The 23,821-nt window shown below is 56.4% G+C and carries 14 protein-coding genes; 11 read left to right on the forward strand and 3 right to left on the reverse strand.

The features are described 5' to 3' along the window. Nucleotides 1-164 precede the first annotated feature (164 nt). The 4 genes from murQ (at nt 165) to AC07WB_RS01855 (ending at nt 10,871) form a co-directional block, all read left to right on the forward strand. Nucleotides 165-1,076, forward strand: a complete 912-nt coding sequence (gene murQ / locus AC07WB_RS01840; protein WP_345827417.1) for an N-acetylmuramic acid 6-phosphate etherase — start codon at nt 165-167, stop codon at nt 1,074-1,076. Then, nucleotides 1,076-2,515 (forward strand): PTS N-acetylmuramic acid transporter subunit IIBC, encoded by a 1,440-nt coding sequence (murP, locus tag AC07WB_RS01845; protein WP_097095188.1) that lies wholly within the window; start codon nt 1,076-1,078, stop codon nt 2,513-2,515. The genes murQ and murP overlap by 1 nt, the downstream gene beginning before the upstream one ends. Before the next feature lie 520 nt (nt 2,516-3,035). Further along, nucleotides 3,036-9,113, forward strand: coding sequence for an autotransporter outer membrane beta-barrel domain-containing protein (locus tag AC07WB_RS01850; protein ID WP_494939941.1), 6,078 nt, complete (start codon nt 3,036-3,038; stop codon nt 9,111-9,113). 213 nt (nt 9,114-9,326) lie between these two features. Next, nucleotides 9,327-10,871 carry a methyl-accepting chemotaxis protein gene (locus AC07WB_RS01855; protein ID WP_494939942.1) on the forward strand — a complete coding sequence of 515 codons (1,545 nt, stop codon included), beginning with the start codon at nt 9,327-9,329 and terminating at the stop codon, nt 10,869-10,871. Between the two features lie 3 nt (nt 10,872-10,874). On the opposite strand, the gene AC07WB_RS01860 is transcribed toward AC07WB_RS01855, so the two are convergent. Continuing rightward, nucleotides 10,875-11,825 carry an AraC family transcriptional regulator gene (locus AC07WB_RS01860; RefSeq protein ID WP_097095185.1) on the reverse strand — a complete coding sequence of 317 codons (951 nt, stop codon included), beginning with the start codon at nt 11,823-11,825 and terminating at the stop codon, nt 10,875-10,877. Between the two features lie 103 nt (nt 11,826-11,928). Here AC07WB_RS01860 and AC07WB_RS01865 point away from each other — a divergent pair, with 103 nt between their 5' ends. From AC07WB_RS01865 to AC07WB_RS01880, 4 genes are all read left to right on the forward strand, one after another. Next, nucleotides 11,929-13,116: an MFS transporter gene (locus tag AC07WB_RS01865; protein WP_494939943.1), complete on the forward strand. Its 1,188-nt coding sequence runs from the start codon at nt 11,929-11,931 to the stop codon at nt 13,114-13,116. 304 nt (nt 13,117-13,420) lie between these two features. Further along, the gene (locus AC07WB_RS01870; RefSeq protein ID WP_007888545.1) at nt 13,421-13,630 is read left to right on the forward strand and encodes a YdgH/BhsA/McbA family protein; all 210 of its coding nucleotides are present in this window, start codon (nt 13,421-13,423) and stop codon (nt 13,628-13,630) included. Nucleotides 13,631-13,844: 214 nt separating this feature from the next. After that, nucleotides 13,845-14,897, forward strand: a complete 1,053-nt coding sequence (gene yncE / locus AC07WB_RS01875; RefSeq protein WP_494939944.1) for a 7-bladed beta-propeller protein YncE — start codon at nt 13,845-13,847, stop codon at nt 14,895-14,897. Nucleotides 14,898-15,000: 103 nt separating this feature from the next. Further along, nucleotides 15,001-16,641, forward strand: a complete 1,641-nt coding sequence (locus AC07WB_RS01880) for a dihydroxyacetone kinase subunit DhaK (RefSeq protein WP_494939945.1) — start codon at nt 15,001-15,003, stop codon at nt 16,639-16,641. Between the two features lie 118 nt (nt 16,642-16,759). Here the strand turns inward: AC07WB_RS01880 and sbmA are convergent, their stop codons facing one another. Further along, a complete protein-coding gene (gene sbmA, locus AC07WB_RS01885; RefSeq protein WP_345827411.1) occupies nt 16,760-17,995 on the reverse strand; it encodes a peptide antibiotic transporter SbmA in 1,236 nt (411 codons plus the stop codon). A 296-nt stretch (nt 17,996-18,291) separates the two neighbouring features. Between sbmA and AC07WB_RS01890 the strand changes: the two genes are divergently transcribed. The 3 genes from AC07WB_RS01890 to AC07WB_RS01900 are packed head-to-tail and all read left to right on the forward strand — an operon-like array spanning nt 18,292 to nt 22,144. Next, nucleotides 18,292-19,026, forward strand: a complete 735-nt coding sequence (locus AC07WB_RS01890; RefSeq protein ID WP_097095180.1) for a gluconate 2-dehydrogenase subunit 3 family protein — start codon at nt 18,292-18,294, stop codon at nt 19,024-19,026. A gap of 2 nt (nt 19,027-19,028) precedes the next feature. After that, nucleotides 19,029-20,813 carry a GMC family oxidoreductase gene (locus tag AC07WB_RS01895; protein WP_097095179.1) on the forward strand — a complete coding sequence of 595 codons (1,785 nt, stop codon included), beginning with the start codon at nt 19,029-19,031 and terminating at the stop codon, nt 20,811-20,813. Nucleotides 20,814-20,824: 11 nt separating this feature from the next. After that, complete coding sequence (locus AC07WB_RS01900; protein WP_345827410.1) at nt 20,825-22,144, forward strand: c-type cytochrome; 1,320 nt, start codon at nt 20,825-20,827, stop codon at nt 22,142-22,144. A 115-nt stretch (nt 22,145-22,259) separates the two neighbouring features. Here the strand turns inward: AC07WB_RS01900 and AC07WB_RS01905 are convergent, their stop codons facing one another. Then, nucleotides 22,260-23,669 (reverse strand): MFS transporter, encoded by a 1,410-nt coding sequence (locus AC07WB_RS01905; protein ID WP_097095177.1) that lies wholly within the window; start codon nt 23,667-23,669, stop codon nt 22,260-22,262. Between the last annotated feature and the right edge of the window lie 152 nt (nt 23,670-23,821).

Below are 23,821 nucleotides of genomic sequence, written 5' to 3' on the forward strand. Positions count from 1 at the left end.
TTCCCGTAAGACGTTTAATCATGGGTAATAGCCTGCTTATGCAGGCTTTTTTGTGGACGTCTGCCATCCCCAGTAGCGAGCAAAAATGACATATACCTGACGAATTAACAATTCTTTGTGATATATAGTTTGTTGAATAAATTATTCTCTCACAGGAGCCTGTCATGCAGATCGATCTCAGCCAGATGATTACCGAAGGCCGTAATCCCGCCAGCCAAAACATTGATGAGCTGGAGACTGAAGCCATGCTGCGCGTGATTAATGATGAAGACAAAAAAGTGGCGCTGGCGGTAGAAGCCATCGTGCCGCAGATTGCGCAGGTGGTGGATGCTATTACTGCGGCTTTCAGTAAAGGCGGCCGTCTCATCTACTGTGGCGCGGGCACGTCGGGGCGTTTGGGCATCCTTGATGCCAGTGAATGTCCGCCTACTTTTGGCACGCCGCGCAGCCAGGTGGTGGGATTGATTGCGGGTGGCCACGCTGCAATTCTGCAGGCGGTAGAAAACGCCGAAGACAACGTTGAGCAGGGTGCACAGGATCTGCGTGATATTGCTTTTAGCGCCAACGATGTGCTGGTGGGCATTGCTGCCAGCGGCCGGACACCTTATGTGCTTGGCGCTCTGGCGTATGCCCGCCAGCAAGGGGCTTTTACCGCCGCGTTGACCTGTAACCCTAACAGCCCGATGTCACAGGTCGCTGATGTGGCGCTGACGCCGGTGGTTGGCCCCGAAGTGGTGACCGGTTCTTCGCGCATGAAAGCCGGCACCGCGCAGAAGCTGGTGCTGAATATGCTCACTACCGGGGCGATGATTCGCAGCGGCAAGGTGTATGGCAATCTTATGGTCGATGTTGAAGCCACCAATCAGAAGCTGGTACAGCGCCAGGTGAATATTGTTAAGCAAGCCACCGAGTGTGACGATGCCACCGCGCAGCAGGCGCTGGCAGCCTGTCACGGACACTGTAAAACCGCGATTGTGATGGTGCTGGCCGAACTCAATGCTGAAGAGGCGCAAGCCCTGCTGAGCCAGAATCAGGGCTTTATCCGTAACGCTTTGCGTGGCGCAGGAGCTAATTAATGGCCGCTATCGAAGGTGTAGTGCGCGACATTTTGCAGGCGGTGGGTGGCGCAACCAATGTGGTGCAGTGCGGCAACTGTATGACACGCCTGCGCCTGACGCTGGCAGATGCTGCAGGTGTTGATAGCGCAAAGCTTAAAACGCTCCCGGGCGTATTGGGTGTCATTGAGAGCGATGCGCAGTTACAAATCGTGCTTGGCCCCGGTAAGGCGCAAACCGCGGCAGAGAAGATGCAGGCGTTACTCAATGATGGCAGTGAAGCCGCTGCATCACAGGAGCTGCAAGGTATTGCCTCCGCGCAAAAGCAGCAGATGAAGGCGAAGCAAACCAGCGCATTGCACCGTTTCCTCTCCCGCTTTGCCACCATTTTTACGCCGCTGATCCCTGGTTTCATCGGTGCCGGTTTGCTCCTGGGCTTTGCCACGCTGATTGAGCAGGTATTCCACCTTAATCAGCCCGGCGAACACGCGCGCTGGCTGCTTGCGACCGTGGCGTACATGAAGGTGTTCGGCAAAGGGTTGTTCACGTTCCTGAGTATTTTGATTGGTTATAACGCGCAGAAAGCCTTTGGTGGCACCGGCGTGAACGGCGCGATCGTCGCTTCGCTGTTTATCCTCGGCTATGTGCCCAAAGCCACGGTCGGCTATTACAGCGGCATGGAAGATTTCTTTGGTATGGCGATCGATCCGCGCGGCAACATTATTGGCGTGCTGCTGGCGGCTATATTTGGTGCCTGGGTTGAGAAACAGCTGCGAAAAGTGGTTCCCGATAATCTCGATATGATTTTGACGTCACTGCTGACATTACTTATTACTGGCGCCGTCACCTTCATGGTCATTATGCCGATTGGCGGTGAATTATTTAAAGGGATGTCATGGCTTTTCATCAATTTAAACAGTAATCCGTTTGGCTGTGCTCTCCTCGCCGGGCTGTTTTTAATTGCGGTGATGTTCGGTATCCATCAAGGCTTTATTCCGGTCTATTTTGCTCTAATGGAAACCCAGGGGTTTAATTCACTTTTTCCGATACTGGCGATGGCCGGAGCCGGGCAGGTGGGTGCTTCGCTAGCGCTGTGGTGCAAAGCCGATAAGCATTCGCTGCTGCGTAAGCAAATTAAGGGCGCGATTGTGCCGGGCTTATTGGGTGTGGGCGAGCCGCTGATTTATGGCGTGACGCTGCCGCGCCTCAAACCCTTTATTACTGCCTGTCTGGGCGGTGCGCTGGGCGGCTTCTTTATTGGACTGGTGGCGTGGCTGGGCCTGCCCGTCGGGATGAACACGGTGTTTGGTCCATCGGGGCTGGTGACGCTACCGTTAATGACCTCATCCCAGGGAATTTTTGCCGGTATGGCGGTGTATTTAGCCGGGCTAATAGTGGCGTGGATTGGAGGCTTCGCATTTACGTGGTGGGGCGGAACGCGAAATGTGGATTTGAGCTAAATGCAGTGCGGATGTTGGTTCGGTGCGCATTAATGTGCACCCTACAGCGTAGGGGCGCCATTTATGGCGACCGAAAAAATAGTGATTTGAGTCACATTTTTGCATTTTCTCGTATCGCTTACTCGTTTAGGTTATTTTTGCCGTTATCGGACCGAGTGTAAGTAAAGTGTTATGAAAAAATAAAAGAATTATTAATGAGTTGGAAAGCTAGTCTCTCAATTAATATTGGTCTTAAATTATTTGCAATTTATAACCCTGCTCGCAATTATTTCTCCCATATGACAATAAGTTAGTCAAAATTCCCTTTTGCATCAGTTAATAAAAAAGTCTATACCTACAGCCAATAAATCTATAACAACCGATCCATCCCTTTAACGCTACGCCTTACTTTCTTCACACAGTTGTTCTCGAATTAAATGACGACACGGGATTGGTATTAACCTGCCGTTTTATCCCCATCAAGATGAATTTAACGCTGTTGCAATAACAGCGTGGACGCTGCACGCCCACTGGAGGAAGTATGAGGTTTAAATTAAATCCGATCGCGATAGGGATGATGGCGGCGCAGCTGCTGTTCTATCCAGCGATTCAGAGTCAGGCTGTTACATTAGGCGCGTATACGCCGCAAGCTAATGATAACCAGGTGGGTAAAGTTGTCGTCGATGGTAATAGCGAAACCCTGACGGGTAACCAGGCGTTTACTCCAGGCACGGACGGGGCGGTAACCACCACCCTCGGGCAAGTGGCGATCACCTCCGGTTCGCAATATCTTAATCAGGATCGCCTCGATCCTGGCCCGCAAAACTTTGCTATCACCACGCCCGATCCGACTACCGGTACTAACACCACCTTCCAGGTGTATAACCCTGCCAGCCTGGTGGCACTGGCGCCCGTCACCAGCGCCACCAGCGTGCCTGATATCCAAAACGTAAATGATGGGCAATACATTAATGCGCGGATTGCGGATGTCACGGGCGGCGGCACGCTGGATGTCAATATCGGCCAGGCCAATGCGGCCAGCAGCGCAGCCACCAATAGCTGGACAATGGCGGCAAAGCAGACGCAATTGTTTAACGTCGATGCGGGCAGTACCGTCAACTGGAACAGCAATAACCGCATTAATTTTTTCGGTTCGACCGCGACACCGGATGGATCGGGATCGGCCACCAGTAGCTATCAGGTACAAAATCTTGCCACCTATGGCGGGGCATTCAGCGTACAGACGCTGGATGGCAAGAGCACCAATTTCACCGTCACCAATGCTGGGCAGCTGCAGAGCTATAACAACTGGTTAATCAGCCAGCTTCAGGCCGGCAATCTCGATAAAACCCGCTACCTGACTGAATTCAATAAAGCCGTTACCTTCACCAATGCCAATATCGTGTATGACGTCAGCGCTACGCCGCCGGACGAAGTCACGCAACCGATCGGCGATCGCATTGTGATTAATGCCGAGGGTGCCGGAACGAAAGTGAATCTGGCGGCGGGCAAAACGCTTGAAGTTATTGGCGCTTCTGCGGGCGGAGCGATAAAAGTCTCGAACGGCGCTGAAGCCGTGATTAATGGCAAGCTGGCGAGTCGTGGAAGCAATACCAATAACGGCACCGCGCTGGTATTAACCGATAACGGTAAGGGCACCAATAACGGCGTCATTAACGGCGGTTTTCTTAATCGTCAGGATGGCACCGGTATAGGATCGACCGGTTACGGTGCCAACGGTGTGAATGTACAAAACGGCAGTACTTTCGATAATAACGGTATTCTCAACCTCGCCACTACCGGCAGTAACTCCACGTATGGCGTGGCCGGTATCAACCTGGGGGCCACCTCCACCGCCACAAACAGCGGTAACATTAACGTTGGTGTCAATGGCTCCAGCGCACGTGGCATCACCTCGGGCGTATTGCTCACCGATGCCACCTCCACGTTTACCAATACCAGCAGCGGCACTATTTATATTGGTCGTGGACCACAAAATAGCCCGGGCGATGCGGCTGCCGATACGGCGATGAACCAGAGCGGATTGACCAGCGGTATTGCGCTGGTGGCTAACGGTAGCGCCACCAATGACGGCACCATCACCATTGGTAGCAAAACGCAAAATGCGGCGGGGATGTCGGCAACCGGTGCCAATAATGTCACGATGGTCAACAACGGCATCATCAACGTAAACGGTGCCGCAGCGGCCATACCGCGTGAAAATGTCGGTATGTTGGTGACTAACAGTTCAGGCACGATCACTAACAGTAACACCGGCGTGATTAATCTCAACGGCGTGAATGGCACCGGGCTGAAGGTGCTGGCAACCAATGGTAATACGGCTAGCGCCACCTCAACCGGCGTCATCAACGTCGCGGGCGGTGCCGATCCCGCCAGCGGTACGCGCAACTACGGTGTGTGGGTTGAGGGCCAGGGAGCGACCGGTAGCGCGCAGGCGACGATAGGCGGTCCCATCAACCTTAGCGGGAACGGGGCGATTGGCGTACACGCGCGCGGTGATGCAACGGTTACCGTCGATCCTGCCGCTGTGCCAACCTTCTCCAGCGGTACTAATCAGATTGCCTTCTTCGCATACGGCCCGAAAGCGCTGATTAACGTGCTGGGCAGTAATCCTTTTGACGTAACGACACAGAACTCAACGCTGTTCCGGGTCGAACAGGGGGCACTTTTCGAAGGTAATAATTTGCTGCTGACGGCTTCAGGCGCGGGTTCCACCGCCGTTGTTGGCAGCGGCCCCGGCACCAATGTGAACACGGATGCGGCGCAAATTAACGTCAGTGGCACCGGTGCAAATGGCATCACCGTTGAAGGAGGAGCAACCGGCGTCATTGCTAACACCACCACCATGAACCTCACCGGAAGCAATGCCATTGGGGCAATTGTCGACGGCCAGAAGCACGATATTTTTGGTAAAAACAGCGGTTCTCCGGTTGCCAGCACCAGTCTTAATTCTGCTGCGACACTCAATTCTAATGCGAGTGGATTAACCGGCTACCTGGCGCGTAATCGTGCGCAGTTAACCAACACCGGGGATATTAACTTTACGGGCGCCAACGCGACCGGCATTCGGGTGGAAAGCGGTGCCACCGGCACCAACAGTGGCAATATCAACATTAACGATGGCGGCACCGGTATTTCTGTTAACAGCAGCGGTACCACCACCACGGCGAATAACAGCGGCATCATCAACGTTAACGGCGGCAGCACGGGGGCGCGGACGCGTGGCGTCAGTGCCAGCGGCAGTGGCGCGGTGGCCAATCTTAACAGCGGCGCACTGAATCTTAACGGCGTGGGTGCCATTGGCGCTGAAGCCTTGAGCGGTGCTCGGGTTAACGTCTCTGCGGCGTCCACGCCAGTGTTCAATAATAGTGACCAGATTGCCTATCACGCGGCGGGGGCAGGATCGCTCATTAACAGCGCGGCGAATGCACTCAATGCCAACACAACCGGTTCAACCGGTTACCGCATTGATGACGGCGCCACGCTGGCACTGAGCAACGGCAGCGCTATTACCAGCAGCGCGGCAAACAGCACCGGTGTGATTGTCTCAGGAAGCGGCAGTACGCTAAACAGCGGTAACGGCCAATTTATTGCCAGCGGCGATGGCAGTACGGGCGTACGTGCCGAGGGTGGCGCGCAGGCAACGCTGGCAGCCGGTAGCACGATAAATGCCAGCGGCACCAATAGCGTTGGCGTGCTGGTCAATAACCTGCGTACCGATCTCAGCAACGCATTAAACGGCAGCGCAGCGCCCACGTTAGTCACCAATAACGGTGCCGTGAGCGGCGCTGGCACTAATGCGGTGGGCATTGATGTGACGAACGGCGCTGAATTGCTCAACAACGGCAACGTGAATTTCACCGGCAGCAACAACATCGGCATCCGCTCTCGTGCGGGCAGCACGATCACCAACAATGGCGTGGTTAACGTGGCAAATGGCACCGGGTTGGATGTCTCCGGTAACGGCACCACGCTGGCGAAGGGCGGCACCATCAACGTCGATAATGGCACCGCAGGTGTGCGCATCAGCGACGGCGCCCAGCTGGCGTTAACCGGCAGCGATACGGTGATCACCACGCGCGGTAATGCACACGGTATTTTACTGGATAGCGGCGCAACAGCGCTTAGCGCCAGCGACGCCACGGTGAATGTGTTAGGGAGCGGCAACGGTATTGAGAACCGTGCTGAACTGAGCAGTGTCGGCCTGAGCAATCTCACCATCAACGTTGGCAACGGTAACGGTATTCGTACCGCCGTAGGGTTTGATCCCGCCTCCACGGTGACCACCAATGTGTCCGGCAGCGGCAACGGCCTGAAAATCTCTAATGCCGATGGCTCAACCAGCAGCGGTGATTTAATCCTCGGTTCCGGCTATCAGTTCAATGTTACCGGTGCTGGCGGCACGGGCATCCAGGCCAATACCACCGGCAATATCACTACTGCGGCAAACGTCAATATCGATAATGCCGCAGGTGGCTCGGCGCTGGTTTCCAGTACCGCAGGCACCATCGTTAATACCGGTAATCTCAGTTCGAATAGCCTGACGGCACCGGTGGTGGATCTGCGTGGGGGGAAAACGGTGTTTGAGAACCTCGGCAACATCATCACCGCTAATCCACAAACCGTGGCGGTGGCGGGCAGTAACGCCGATGACGTCATTCTGCTCACGGAAGGGGATGTCCGCGGTGATATCAACCCTGGCGGAGGCTCAGACGTGTTCCGCTGGACGGGCGGCACGCTTAACGGCAGCCTGACGATGGGCAATGACAATAACAACAGTGCTGAGGTGAGCAATGTCGATCTCGGCACGACCTACCATCTCACCAGCGGCACTGGCACCGGCAATACGTTAACTTTCAGCCAGATCGACGCGCGCGGCGGCAGCTTCAGCGCCGACGATCTCAGCAAAGGGGTTAACCTCGGCAGCGGCTGGAGCACCATCAACTTTGCCAACACCCGCTGGACGTTAACCGACAACCTCAAGTTAGCGCACAGCATCATCAATGTGGATGCGGATTCAACCCTGTACGCGGGCGATAACGTGCATCCTACGCTGGCTGGCGGCACTGCCGATTCGCTGGTGGTGAATAACGCCGGTACGTTGGATCTCACTAACGGTGCAGGTTCGCCGGGCAACACGCTCGATATCGCCGGTTCGCTGGCCTCGAGTGGCGGGCAGCTTAATCTCATCACCACTCTCAATGAGGGCGGGGCGTTAAGCAACCAGTACACCGACCATCTGAACGTGACCGGCAATGCCACGGGCACCACGCTTATCAATGTGAAACTGACGGATGCCAGTACCGGTGCGTTGACCGATCTCAATCATAATGGCGGTGTGGAAGGCAACGAAGGTATTTCGCTGGCGCAGGTGGGCGGTAATGCCAGTCCTGACAGCTTTGCGTTGAAAGGGGGCTATCTGGCCGCGGGGCCGTGGCAATATCGGCTCTACACCTTCGCGCCGGGCAGCAGCGATGCTAACCAACGGCTGGTTAGCGGCAGTGGTAACAATTACTGGGATTATCGTCTGGCCAATTACTACGTCTGTGAGGACAGCGCGAGCTGCCAGCCTACCTTTGTCACCGATGGGTTTGGTACCCCACACAGCTACGATTCTCGTCCGGCGGTGGTACCGCAGGTTCCATCCTATGTTTCTGCGCCGGTGGGCCTGGCCTATTACACGGCGGCGATTATTGACGACCTGCATAAGCGTCTGGGCGAACTGCGCCACGAGCAGACGCGACCAGAAGGCGATGGCGGCGAGATGTTCCTGCGCTATATCGGCTCGAACATGAAGTACAAAAGCGATCAAAGCTTCCGTGACTACGGCTATGACTTCGACCTGGATTACAGCGCGGTGCAGGTCGGCGGTAACCTGCTGCGCCTCGACGGCGACAAAGATAGTCTGCACGGCGGTATCGCCTATACGCGTGGCAACACACGGATCCGTCCTGATGCGGCAGATGGCTACAGCAGCACCACCTTCGACAGCGACAGCCTGGCGTTTTATGGTACCTGGCAGCGCCAGAGCGGCTTCTATCTGGATGGCGTATTGTCCTTCGACTGGCATCGTGGTGAAACCGATATTGCCCGTACCCAGGAAGTGGCAAAGCTGAAAGGCCACGGTTGGACAGCGTCGCTGGAGAGCGGATATCCGTTTGAGTTAGGCGAGGGTTACAAGCTGGAGCCGCAGGCGCAGCTAATGTACATGCAGCTGAACATGAATGACTTCACCGATGAAGACGGCAATAAAGTGCGTTACGGTGACTACAACCAAACCATTGGCCGCCTCGGCGCGCGCCTTGATCGCACCTGGACTGATGACAGTAACCGCCAGTACACGCCTTATCTGCGCGCCAACTACTACAAAGGCTGGGGCGGCACGGCGGATACATCGGTTTCATCAGTGGATAATCCAGCATTGGGCGCCACCTTCAGCAGCGGTCACTTCGGCCAGATGTGGGAAGTGGGTGCCGGTGGTACCGCAACCGTGCAGAAAGACGTTTCACTTTACGCCGAGGCGGATTATCGCAAAGAGATTGATGGCAATGGCGCCAAAGGGTGGCGATATAACGTTGGCGTGAGGTGGCAGTTCTGATCTGGGTGCTAAAAGCAAAACATTGATCTGGTTTACTGTAAAACCCGGTTAATCGATGAGGTCAGTGACAAAACTGTGAAAGCCGCTGCAAAGCGGCTTTTTTGTTGCCGCTAATTTTGAACTGATGCTAAAGCCAGACCGTTCTTGTGCCGAAAAGGTAAAAAAGAGTAATAGATTTTTTTCTTTTAGCCTGCGTTTTGCAAGGACACACACATGCGCAACAATCAGCCCGTCACTCAGCGCGAATTTGCGTTTGACGATGACGCGACTTTGATGTCGACCACCGATCTTAATAGCCACATCACCTACGCCAACGATGCGTTCATCAACGTCAGCGGATTCTCCCCTGAAGAGGTGAATGGACAGCCGCATAATCTGGTGCGCCATCCCGATATGCCACCAGAAGCGTTTGCAGATATGTGGTCAACCCTGAAAAAGGGAGAGCCGTGGACCGCGCTGGTGAAAAACCGTCGTAAGAACGGCGATCACTATTGGGTACGCGCCAACGCGGTGCCGGTAGTACGCGCAGGCAAAGTGCAGGGCTTTATGTCGGTGCGGACCAAGCCATCGAAAGAGGAGGTTCGTCAAGCCGAAACGCTGTATCGCGCATTCCGTGAAGGTCGGGCTGGCGGGCGCCGCTTCTATAAAGGATTGATCGTAGGTACCGGCTGGCGCCGCCTCGGCTCGCTGCTGAAAACGCTGCCGCTGCGCTGGCGTATTCGCTCGACCTTACTCACGCTGCTGCCACTTTCAGTGCTGGGCGTTTGGTTGCTGGGCGTGGCTCCTGTGGCAATTGGCGGCTTCGCTGGCGGCATGGCGGCGATGTTGCTGCTGGCGAGCCTGTGGCTGGAGCAGCAAATTTCGCGTCCGATGGAGCGTATGTGTCGGCAGGCGTTAAGTGTGGCGACCGGTGCCAGCCACAAAGTTGAACAGATTGATCGCGTTGACGAGATTGGGGTAACGCTGCGCGCCATCGGTCAGCTTGGCCTGATGTTTCGCTGGTTGGTGGATGATGTCAGCGGCCAGGCGATCAATGTGTTGAGCGCCAGCGATGCCATTGCGCGGAGCAACGACGAACTGAGCCGTCGCACGGAACAGGCGGCCGCCAACGTCCAACAAACAGCGGCAACCATGAATGAAATGACGGCGACGGTGAAGAGCAACACCGAAACCGCCAGTGAAGTGAATGGCCTGTCAGAATCCACCAGTTCTGCGGCGATCAAGGGCGGCGAAGTCATGCAGGAGATGGTTGGCATGATGGCGGAGATCGCCGACAGCTCGCAGCGTATTGCCAGTATCACCAGCGTGATTGACGGCATCGCCTTCCAGACCAACATTCTGGCATTGAACGCGGCGGTTGAGGCGGCACGCGCCGGTGAGCAGGGCAAAGGATTTGCGGTGGTGGCCGGTGAGGTCCGAAACCTCGCACAGCGTAGCGCCAAGGCGGCCAGCGAAATTAAACATCTGGTGGAAACCAGCGCCAGCCGGGTGCAGTCGGGTAGCGATCACGCTGATGCGGCAGGACAGACCATGCAGGATATTGTCGGCCAGGTGCAGAATGTCACCGCGCTGATTGCACAAATCAGCGGTGCCACCGCCGAGCAGGCCGCTGCCTTAACGCAGGTCAGCACGGCGGTGGAAGATCTCGACGATATCACCCACCAAAACGCCGCGCGGGTAGCCGAAAGCGCAGAGGCGTCGGGCCGCATGAAGCATCAGGCCAACCGTCTGGTGGAAGCGATCAGCGTGTTCCGTTGATCTTCAGATGAGCTCACGTCCGGCACGCAGCGCACCGGGTGGGGTGCCGACAATGCGTTTAAACGCGCGGCTAAACGCCGCCAGCGAACCATATCCGAGGTGGAAGGCGACGCTTTCCACCGCTTCCCCCTCATTCACAATGCGTTCTACCGCCAGCCGCATGCGCAGCTCGGTGAGATAACGCAGCGGCGTCATGCCGGTTGCCGTCTGGAAGCGCGCGGCAAACACCGAACGTGAACTGCCGGATTCACGCGCCAGTCGTTCCACCGTCCAGTTCTCTCCGGGCGCGCGGTGCATCGCCGCCATTGCCTGGCTGAGACGCGGATCGCGCAGCGCCTGCACCAGTCCGCTGCCTTTGCCACAGCCGTTTTCCACCCAACCGCGCACAATCTGCGCCGCCACAACGTCCGCCAGCCGCGACAAAATCCCGGCAAAACCGGCTTTGCGCTGGCGCGTTTCACGCTCCATTGCATCGAGAATCGGCTGGATCTCGGGATATTGCGCCAGCAGCGTACTCACCAGCATCACATCCGGCATGGTGTGCACCAGCGGCTGCATGCCGCCGAGTTCGAACGCCATGCAGGCACTGAACAGAATCACATCGCTGTTATCCGGGCATAGCTCGCTGCTGTCGTCGATGGCGCAAACGCTGGCGCAAATCGGTCGGCTGTTAAACGTGGAGATGGGTTCGCAGATTGCGTCTTCAGACGAGATTAACGCGTGCGGTTTGCCGTGCGGAATCAGCAGCGCATCGCCGGCTTGCAGCGGATAGATCACGCCCGACGCGGAGCGGATCAGCAAGGATCCGCGCCCAACAAAATGCAGCTGCGCGCGGCCTGGCGCGTCGTCATATTGCAAACCGAACGGCGTATGCAGCGCGATACGCTGATATTTGACGCCGTACAGGCGCATGCCCATCAACAGTTCACTGGTCAGATCTTCATAGCGGCTCATACGAATCCAGACGAATAATCAAAAAACAAAGTTTCTGCATCATAGATCGTCTTGATGGGAGTCTCTATGCTTAAAGCCTAATATTTTGTGATGGGGATCACAGATGAGCCTGGAAACTGAAATAGTCGAATCACCTTTAGAGGTGACGAAACCGGAGTGGGGTGCGGTGTTTGCCATGGCGTTTGGCGTGTTCGGCCTGATTACCGCGGAATTTTTACCGGTGAGCTTGCTAACGCCGATCGCCGACACGCTGCATATCAGCGAAGGACAGGCGGGACAAACGGTGACCGTCACCGCGCTGGTGGCACTGCTCACCAGTTTGGTGATCGGTAACGTAACGCGTCAGATCGATCGCCGTCTGGTGATGCTGGGCTTTACGCTACTGCTGATCGCCTCCGCGCTGCTGGTGGCCTTCGCTGAGAATCTGCCGATGATTCTGCTGGCCCGCGTGCTGCTGGGCGTGGCGATTGGCGGTTTCTGGACGCTGTCTACCGCCATTACCATGCGACTGGTGCCGAGCGATCAGGTGCCGCGTGCGCTCTCAATCGTGTTCAGCGGTATTTCACTGGCAACCATCATTGCCGCGCCGCTCGGCAGTTATCTGGGGGCGATTATCGGCTGGCGTAATATCTTCATGCTGACCGCGGCGCTGGGCGTGCTGGCGTTGTTATGGCAGTTTTTCACCTTGCCTGCGATGCCGCCCGTGAACAAAGCGCGCAGCGGTGGCGTACTGGATCTGCTGCGTAACAGTGTGATGCGCTGGGGCATGCTGGCAGTAATCATGATGTTCACCGGCCACTTTGCCTTCTTTACCTACCTGCGTCCGTTCCTGGAAGGTAGCGCGCAGCTTAATGTGAATCAGCTGTCGCTGGTGCTGCTGGCGTTTGGCGTGGCCAACTTCTTTGGTACCTCGCTGGCCGGTTATCTGGTGACGCGCAGCGTTTCGCTGACGCTGACGGGAATGGCGCTGGTCATGAGCGTGACGGCGCTGGTGTTGGTGAGTTTTGGCAACGTGTCGTGGCTGGTGGGCGCGGGCGTGGCGCTGTGGGGGTTGGCGTTTGGTTCAATGCCAACCGGCTGGTCAACGTGGCTTTCACGTGCGGTGCCGGATGATGCCGAATCGGGCGGTGGTTTGCTGGTGGCAACCATTCAACTGGCGATCACCGCCGGTGCCGCAGCGGGTGGCTGGATGTTTGATCTGCAGGGCGCAGGCGGCGTGTTCCTCGCCAGCGGCGTGCTCATGCTGTTAGCCGCTATCACCATTTTCACCCGCGTTAGGCATCACGGTTAATCACTACCCGGTCGCCATAAATGGCGACCCTACAACAGCGTAGGGGCGCCATTTATGGCGACCGGGTTGATAACCGCATGGATTCTTACAAATACCTATCACAGCCATTTATCCTGCCTTTTAACTAAATGTCAGATTTTTAACCGTTTGCAGCAAGGTTAATCTAAACGTGCTTTATATGTTCAAAATAATCGAACAACTACGGCAAATCTCTCCGCTTTTTACTGATCAATTCTGCGCCTATTATGTCTCTCAACAAGGCGATAACGCCTTACTCAATTAAACGTACATTAAGGAATTGACCATGAAATCTATCAAAACTTTTGCTGCTGTTGTTGCTCTTACCGTTCTGCCATTCGCAAGCTTTGCACAAAGCATCACTGCAACCGCTTCAACGCTGGATGGCGCAGAAGCGCAAATCGCTGCTCAGGCGCATGAAGCTGGTGCTTCCTATAAAGTGACCGAAGCCAACTTCAACAACGGCGTGCACATGACTGCTGAACTGACCAAGTAAGTCGCATAAACGTTCTGTGCTGACAGGGTGCCTTCGGGCGCCCTGGCGGCGTTGCTAACCTGATAAAATCCTGTCACTTTCCCTCCGAAATGATTACTATTCTCAAATAATAACCTCTTTTGTCGGCTCGCCTCGGGCTGTCTTTTTTACATTGGTTGTAATGTCGAGCTTTCACTTCACTGCCATCAGGCGGTGTTTTTGCTATGGAGAAGTTATGAAGGCGAATAAAAAATCGTGGGCGCTGCGTCCTCTGTTGCTGGCAACGGCGCTGTTCTCTACCTCTGCGGCGATTGCGGCGGAAACTCAGCCGTTGAATCAGGTGATTGCAAAAGGCGCTTATGAGCTGGCGTTTAGCAATAGCGATAACGCGCTGTTCCTTGCGACCGCGCAAAGCACAACCGACAAAAAAGGCGGCACCGTTTATCGTCTCGATCCGCAGGATCTGGCGGTGAAGCAAACCATCAGCACCGATCTGCCGACCTTTGGCGCAGCCATCAACCAGAAAACCAACACGCTCTATTTCGGTAACACGCGCGACGGTTCACTGACGGCGGTGGATGCGACCAGCGGCAAAGTGATCAACACGCTGGTGCTGGATGGTCGCAAGCGCAGTGAAACCGTGCGTCCGCTGCAGCCGCGCCAGCTGGCCGTCGATCCGGCTACCGATCGCGTGTATATCACGGGTCTTGGTGAGCAGAGCGTGGTGTGGGTAGTGGATGGCAAAACCCTGAAACTGATTAGCACCGTGCCGAACACCGGCAAAATGGGCACCGGTTTGGCGATCGATTCTGCGGCGCAGAAGCTGTATGTGACCAATGCGGATAACGAGCTGGTCACCATCAATACGCGTCTGAACGCGATTGAAAAACGTCAGAAAATTGAGGGCGACAAAGATCACTTCTTCCTTAACATCTCGCTGGACACTCAAGGCCATCGCGCCTTCCTCAGCGATTCAAAGCAGCCGCAGGTGCTGGTGCTGGACACGCGTACGCAGGAAGTGATTCACAAGATCGCTGTGCCGGAATCGCTGGCGGTGTTGTTCAATGCCGATCGTGATGAGCTGTACGTCACCCACCGTAAAGCCGGTGAAATCAGCATCATCGACGCCAGCAGCTATAAGGTGAAACGCACGGTGAAAGCGCCGGGCCTGCCAAACAGCCTGGCGCTCTCAGCCGATGGCAAAACGCTGTTCGTCAGTATCAAGCAGCCGGGTTCACGCAAAGAGCCACCTAAGAATCCGGACAGCGTTCTTCGTATCGCCTTATAAGCGGTAATAGTCTGAATTAGAGGGCGGCTTGTGCCGCCCTTTGCATTTCTGCGATGCGTTATACGCTACCCTGTAGGACGACAACACCATAAGAGAGGACGCTATGAGCCAGTTTTTTATGCATGAGAAAAACGATCTGGTAAACGAAGCCATCGAAGGGGTTTTACTCAGTACGCCGTGGCATAACCTCAGTCGCCTCGATCTTGGCGATGAGATCCGTGTGGTGGTGCGTTCGGACTGGGATAAGAGCAAAGTGGCGCTGATTTCGGGTGGCGGTTCCGGTCATGAACCGGCGCATGCCGGATTCGTCGGTAAAGGCATGCTGACGGCGGCGGTGTGTGGCGACATTTTTGCCTCGCCGAGCGTCGATGCGGTGCTAAACGCCATCGTGAACGTGACGGGCGACGCCGGTTGCCTGCTGATTGTGAAGAACTATACCGGCGACCGTCTCAACTTTGGTCTGGCGGCCGAGAAAGCGAAAAACCTCGGCTACAAGGTTGAGCTGGTGATGGTGCAGGATGATATCGCGCTACCGGAAAACCCGCAGCCGCGCGGCATTGCCGGCACGGTGCTGGTGCACAAAATCGCCGGTTTTGCCGCAGAGCAGGGGCAATCGCTGGATGAGGTCAAAGCGCTGGCGCAGCGCGCGATTGATGCCACCTCGTCGATTGGTCTGGCCTTTGCCACCTGTCATGTGCCAGGCGAAAAGCGCGATGAACGCGTTGAGCCAGGCCACAGCGAGCTCGGCATGGGCATTCACGGCGAGCCGGGCGTGGTGACGCTCGATACGCAAAACAGCCGTAAAATCAGCAGCATCATGTCAGATAAACTGGCGCAGGCGTTGCCGGACGGCAAGCAGGCGCTGCTGCTGATTAACAACCTCGGCGGCTTTTCACAGCTGGAGCTGGCGTTGCTGACGCGTGAAGTGCTGCAGTCGCCGCTGGCGGCGCGCATCACCCATCTGATTGGCCCGGCGACGCTGGTGAGTGCGCTGGATATGAAAGGCTTCTCACTGTCGCTGCTGGCGCTGGAAGAGGCGTTTCTGGAAGCATTAAGCGCGCCGGTTCAGGTGCTGGGCTGGGTGCCAATGTATGACTTTGCACCGATCAGCCTGCAACGTGCAGAGAAAATCGGCAGCGTGCTGGATTTTGATGCATCTGAGAATGCCGAAGTAGCGAAGATTGTTGCAGGCGTCACGCAGACGTTGATCGATTTGGAAAGTGAACTGAACGCGCTGGATGCCAAAGTTGGCGACGGTGATACCGGTTCGACCTTTGCCGCCGGAGCGAAGAAGATTCAGCGCGGCCTCAATGATAAGCAGCTGCCGCTGGATGAGCTGCCAACGTTGCTGGCGCTGATTGGTGAGCAGCTGGCAACGGTGATGGGCGGATCGAGCGGCGTATTGATGTCGATTCTGTTCACCAGTGCCGGCCAGCAGCTGGAAGAGGGCAGCGCGCTGCCGCAGGCGTTGATGCACGGCCTGGAACGCATGAAGCATTACGGTGGTGCGCAGCCGGGGCATCGTACGCTGGTGGATGCGCTGCAACCGGCGCTGGAAGCGTTAGTCGCAGGCGAGTCGCTGGCGGCGGCCGCTAAGGCCGCACAGCAAGGCGCAGATGCGACCGCGCAGATGCAGAGCGCCAAAGCCGGACGCTCCGCTTATCTGAATCAACAAAGTCTGGATGGGGTGAAAGACCCGGGCGCGTATGCGATTGAGAAGGTGTTTGCGGTGTTAGCGCGCTAGCGTAGCCAGGTCGCCATTAATGGCGACCCTACATCGTAGGGTGCGCATTCATGCGCACCGTTTCAATGATCGCAGAATGGGTTAGCGCATTCATGCGCACCGTTTCACAGTCTGCACCTTACTCCGCCGCTTCGCGCATCATCTCATCGTGCGGAATATCATCCAGAATCTGCTCGAAACTGCGCAGACGTTTGTAGATCGACATCAGCGTAATCAGCGTTGACCACGAGGTGATCAAATACTGGAACGACGATCGCACCTGATCAAACACGTTGGTGATCTGGTTCAGCAGACCCAAGGTGATGGTGCCCGCCACAATCGACGGGAACAGCACAAACAGCCCGAACACGTTATCCACCTGCAAATACATAATGCGCGTGATGTTGAAGTACAAATAGTGGAAATAGAGGCGGAAGTAGTTCTGACGCACGCGAGTAAATAACTCATGCACCGTTGGCGGGGCGGCGCGCTCCGGATCGTCTTCGCCGTACACCAGCTCTTTACGATAGGCCGCTTCCACACGCTGATTGCGGAACTCCAGCCCCGGCAGTTTTATCCCCACCATCGCCAGCAGCGCAGTACCAAACAGCGACCACAGCAGCGCGGCAATCACCAATGCATACGGAATGCTGCCGAGAATCGGCACCTCTTTCACATGGTGCGACAGCGTCACCAGCACCGGCAAAAACGCCACCAGCGTCATAATCGCCTGAATAAAGTTAATGCCCCAGTCCTGCAGCGTACCGGCGAAACGCATGGTGTCTTCCTGCACACGCTGCGCTGCACCCTCAACCAGACGCAGACGCTGCCAGTTGTGCATGTAGTAATTGTTCATCGCGGTACGCCAGCGGAACACCCAGTGACTGACGAAGAACGAGTTCATCACGCCAATCACCACCGCAATCAGCGCGATGCCGAGAAACGCCAATACTTGCACATAGAATTGATGGATAGCGACGGAACCGGCTTTGGTTAACGCCTGCTGGATCATGTCATAGAACGGGCCGTACCAGGCATTCACGCCCACGCCAACCTGCACGCCAAACCAGGTGACGAAGATGATCAGCATTGACCCCCACACCGACCAGCGCTGCCACGGATGGTTATCAATCACGCGCCATGCAAGGCCAAAGATCCCAGCCACAATCCAGTAATAAGCATAAAACCAGAGCTGGCTGACGTGAATAAATCGGCTGGCATTGGTGGGTAATGGCTGTTGCATCGCCGCCTGTAATGCCGGCCAGCGCGCGGGAAAGTCATTGAAAAAGCCAAACCAGGCAAAAATTGCTATCAAACTCCAAATCGCAGCTGAGCTGAAAAACAGCGATGGCCGCGGAAAAAAGGACTTAAACATAGGCACTCCGCTGTTGTGTGTACGCTTTTATACCGCTTTATAGGGTTATCTGTCTGTTGTGGGTTGTATCTGACGATGACAGCTTCGCCGCTGCGATGTAAAGCGACAGCGGCAAATGTTAAGTAATTTGTGCGGATTTGTTTCTACGAACTAAATTATTAACAGCAATGGTGTTACACTTTGTGCGCTGTTACCGGTAACAGTGACGCTGTATCCCTTAAGCTATCAATAAAAAAACAATACTACGCAACTACTTAACTTTCGTATCGCATTATATGTGGTACTGAGGCAATGTCATGTCAGAACAAAAAAATGGTCACAGTCGCAGGGATTTTCTGCTGAGAACCATCACCCTGGCGCCGGCAATGGCGGTGGGCAGTACGGCGATGGGCGCGCTGGTGGCGCCGATGGCCGCCGGGGCAGCAGAGCAACAATCGTCATCACAACAGGCGCGGAGCTACCAGCCAACCTGGTTCACCGCCGAAGAGTTTGCCTTCATTACCGCGGCCGTGGCGCGCCTGATCCCCAGCGATGAACGCGGTCCTGGCGCACTCGAAGCCGGCGTACCGGAGTTTATCGATCGTCAAATGAACACGCCGTACGCCATCGGTAACAACTGGTACATGCAAGGCCCGTTCAATCCGGACCTGCCTAAAGAGTTGGGCTATCAGCTGCCGCTGGTGCCGCAACAAATCTATCGTCTCGGTCTCGCCGATGCCGATGGCTGGAGCAAAAAGCAGCACGGCAAAGTGTTCGCTGAGTTAACTGCTGAACAGCAAGATGCACTGCTGACCGCGTTTGAAAGCGGCAACGCGGCGTTTCCGCAGCTTCCGGCCAAAATCTTCTTCTCCTTCCTGCTGCAAAACACCCGCGAGGGGTACTTCAGCGATCCGATCCACGGCGGCAATCAAGGCATGGTGGGCTGGAAGCTGATTGGCTTCCCAGGCGCACGCGCTGACTTTATGGATTGGGTGGAACGCGGCGAACGGTATCCGTTCCCGTCGGTGGATATTCGCGGGGAGAGGACGTAAGCGTGGCAAATGAATTGAAAAAAGTGGATGCGGTGGTGGTCGGTTTCGGCTGGGCGGGCGCGATTATGGCGAAAGAGCTGACCGAAGCGGGCCTGAATGTGGTGGCGCTGGAGCGCGGTCCGCATCGCGATACCTACCCGGATGGCTCCTATCCACAGTCGATCGATGAACTGACCTATAACATCCGTAAAAAACTGTTCCAGGATCTGTCGAAAAGTACCGTGACCATCCGTCACGATGCGTCACAAACGGCGGTGCCGTATCGCCAGCTGGCGGCGTTTTTGCCGGGCACCGGCACCGGCGGTGCCGGTCTGCACTGGTCGGGCGTCCATTTCCGCGTCGATCCGGTCGAGCTCAATCTGCGCAGCCACTACGAGCAGCGCTACGGTAAAAATTTCATCCCGGAAGGCATGACGATTCAGGATTTCGGCGTAAATTACGACGAGCTGGAACCGTTCTTCGATCAGGCTGAAAAAGTGTTCGGCACCTCGGGCAGCGCCTGGTCGATCAAAGGCAAGCTGCTGGGCAAAGAGAAAGGCGGCAACCCGTATGCGCCCGATCGTTCCAGCGACTTCCCGCTGCCGGCGCAGAAGCGCACCTACTCGGCACAGCTGTTCGCGCAGGCGGCAGAATCCGTCGGTTATCATCCGTATGATATGCCGTCGGCCAACACCTCTGGCCCGTACACCAACACCTACGGCGCACAGATGGGCCCGTGCAACTTCTGCGGTTTCTGCAGCGGTTACGCCTGCTACATGTATTCTAAAGCGTCGCCAAATGTGAACATCCTGCCGGCACTGCGCCAGGAGCCGAAGTTTGAGCTGCGCAATAACGCCTACGTGCTGCGCGTGAATCTGACTGACGATAAAAAGCGCGCCACCGGCGTGACCTATCTCGATGGCCAGGGCCGCGAAGTGGTGCAGCCGGCGGATCTGGTGATCCTGTCAGCGTTCCAGTTCCACAACGTGCATTTGATGCTGCTTTCCGGCATCGGCAAACCCTATAACCCGATCTCCAACGAAGGGGTGGTGGGCCGTAACTTTGCCTATCAGAACATCTCGACGCTGAAAGCGCTGTTCGACAAAAACACCACCACCAACCCGTTTATCGGTGCCGGTGGCGCGGGTGTGGCGGTGGATGATTTCAACGCCGACAACTTCGATCACGGGCCGCACGGCTTCGTCGGCGGTTCGCCGTTCTGGGTCAACCAGGCCGGTACCAAGCCGATCTCCGGTTTGCCGACGCCAAAAGGCACGCCGAACTGGGGCAGCCAGTGGAAAGCGGCGGTAGCGGATACTTACAACCATCACATCTCGATGGATGCGCACGGCGCGCACCAGTCGTATCGCGCCAACTATCTCGATCTCGATCCCAACTACAAAGATGCCTACGGCCAGCCGCTGCTGCGTATGACCTTTGACTGGCAGGACAACGACATCAAGATGGCGCAGTTCATGATTGAGAAGATGCGCAAAATCACCGAAGCGATGAACCCGAAAATGATCATCGGCGGCGCGAAAGGGCCGGGCAGCCACTTCGATACCACCGTATATCAAACCACGCACATGAGCGGTGGGGCGATTATGGGTGAAGATCCGAAAACCAGCGCGGTTAACCGTTATCTGCAGAGCTGGGATGTGCCAAACGTGTTTGTGCCAGGCGCCTCAGCGTTCCCGCAAGGACTCGGCTACAACCCAACCGGCATGGTGGCGGCGTTGACCTACTGGTCAGCCAAAGCCATTCGTGAACAATATCTGAAAAACCCCGGCCCGCTGGTACAGGCATAAGGAACACGGCGATGATCAAAAGCATTTTAGCCCTGTTTCTGGGCACGATGACGTTCGCCGCAGTGGCGGATGATAGCGCTGCGGACGCGTTGGTGAAACGCGGCGAGTATCTGGCGCGCGCGGGTGACTGCGTGGCGTGTCACAGCGCGCAGGGCGGTCAGCCGTTTGCCGGTGGACTGCCCATGGCGACGCCAATCGGCACCATTTATTCCACCAACATCACGCCGGATAAAGCCACCGGCATTGGTGACTATAGCTACGATGATTTCCAGAAAGCGGTGCGTCACGGCGTAGCGAAAAACGGCGATACGCTCTATCCGGCGATGCCGTATCCGTCGTACGCGGTAGTCAGCGATGACGACATGAAGGCGCTGTATGCCTACTTCATGCACGGCGTGCAGCCGGTGGCGCAGGCCAATAAAGAGAGCGATATTCCGTGGCCGCTGTCGATGCGCTGGCCGCTCTCGATCTGGCGCGGCATCTTTGCGCCGGACGTGAAGGCGTTCCAGCCGGCGGCGCAGGAAGATCCTGTGCTTGCTCGCGGTCGCTATCTGGTGGAAGGTCTCGGTCACTGTGGCGCCTGCCACACGCCGCGCAGCATCACCATGCAGGAAAAAGCGCTTAATAACGACGAAGGCAACAACTATCTCGCCGGCAGCAGCGCGCCGATTGACGGCTGGACCGCCAGCAACCTGCGTGGCGACAACCGCGATGGTTTAGGCCGCTGGAGCGAAGAGGATCTCAAGCAGTTCCTGCGCTTTGGCCGCAACGATCACACCGCGGTGTTTGGTGGTATGACCGACGTGGTGCAGCACAGCCTGCAATATCTGAGCGATGACGATATCAGCGCGATTGCAAAATATCTGAAATCACTCGGCGCAAAAGATCCGAATCAGGCGGTGTTTAAGCAGGATGACGCCGTCGCCAAAGCGTTGTGGAAAGGTGACGACAGCCAGCCAGGCGCAGCAACCTACGTCGATAGCTGTGCGGCGTGCCACAAAACCGACGGCAGCGGCTATCAGCGCTTCTATCCGGCGCTGCGCGGTAATCCGGTGGTGATGGCTGACGATCCGACCTCGCTGATTCACATTGTGCTGGTGGGCGGTACTTTGCCTGGCGTGCAGGGTGCACCAACGGCGATCACCATGCCGGCGTTCGGCTGGCGCATGAACGACCAGCAGGTGGCGGATGTGGTGAACTTTATCCGTGGCAGCTGGGGCAATGGCGTGAAGTCGAGCGTAGCGGCGAAGGATGTGGCGGCGCTACGTAAAGACGAAACCGTGCAGCCGAAGCAGGGCAGCGCGGATATTAAGGTGCTGGAAGGGCAGTAGCTTTCCCTCACCCTAACCCTCTCCCGCAGGCGGGAGAGGGAACCGATCGAGCATATTTCTCCCCTAATTATTCCCTCTCCCACTTGTGGGAGAGGGCTAGGGTGAGGGCATCAACTCAAATATTCTCCAAATCCATGCCACGGGTTTTCGGCCCGTAAATTCCTACCGATAGCATCACCATCAACATGCTCAGCACGATAAAGGCGATCACGCCCTGGCTGCCGGCATACTGCAAAATAATGCCAATCAAAATGCTGCTGAACACCGTCGACAATCGGCTAAACGAATAGCAGAAACCCACCGCGCGGGCGCGAATGTGCGTCGGGAAAATCTCGGTTTGATAAGCGTGATAGCTGAAGGTCAGCCAGGCGTTGCTGTAGGTGATCAGGAAACCGCAGATGATCATCAGCACCGGATTCGTCATAAAGGCGAATAGCGTGCCGAACACCACCGTCATCAGCGATGACAGAACGATCTGCCATTTGTTCTCAATCTTATCGGCGTAGCGGCTGCAAATCAGCGAACCGAGCGGGTAGGCCAGCGTAATGAAAAAGGCATACAGCAGGCTGTGCGTGACGGTGGCGCCTTTGCCCGACAGCAGCGCGGGCAACCAGTTACCGAAGCCAAAGAAACCAATCGCCTGAAAGAAGTTCATCACCACCAGCATCAGCGTACGCTTGCGATAGGCCGGTGCCCAAATCTCACTGAAGCGACCTTTTTTCGGCAGCTGTGCCGCGGCATCGCTGTGGGAAAAGTCTTCGCCTGGCGAGATGCCACAGCGTTTTTCCATCGCGCTCAGCACCTGATGCGCTTCCTGATGGCGCCCTTGTTGCGCCAGCCAGCGCGCGGATTCGGGCAGGTTTTTACGGATCAGCCAGATCACCAGCGAACACACTGCGCCAGCAATCACCACCCAGCGCCAGCCCTCCAGGCTAAGGATGGTTTGCGGCACCAGCCACCACGACATCAGCGCCACCGCCGGTACCGACAGAAACTGGATAAAGAACGAGAAGGCGAACGCGCGGCTGCGCAGATGCGCCGGCACCCATTCGGAGAGATAAGTATCGATGGTCACCAGCTCCACGCCGAGACCAATGCCGACCAGGAAGCGGAACAGGATAATCATCTCCGCGCTCTGCTGGAACGCCATCAGCAGAGAAAACGCGCCGTACCACGCCAGCGCGCACATAAAGGTGAGGCGGCGGCCGAAGCGATCGGCATAGGGCGCGAGCAGGCTGGCACCGACAAACAGGCCAAGGAAGGTGGCGGAGGCAAACGCCGCCTGATCGGCGATGCCGAACACGCCCGCAGAGCCGGTATGAAACACGCCGGCGGCAATCAGGCCAGAGCTGATATAGCCGGTTTCAAACAGATCGTAGAGTTCAAAAAAGCCGCCGAGCGCCAGTAGCGTGATAAAGCGCCACAAACCCGCGGAAGAGGGCAGCGCATCAATGCGCCCGGCTAAGGTGCGGCGATCCGCGCTCATGCGATCGTTCGCCATCCCTGTCGATGTGATGGTTGTCATTGTTCTATAGACCTCGGTGTTTGCAGAACCCGCTGACGGCTGAGAGAGGTTTTAAAATAATTAACCGTTAGCAAGCGAAGGAATAGCAGAATAATAAATTCGTGACAGGTTGCCGAGAGGCGCTACGGTGACATTTTGGCAACATGCGTTGC

The organism is Pantoea sp. GW821-FHT03E06 (assembly GCF_059420725.1).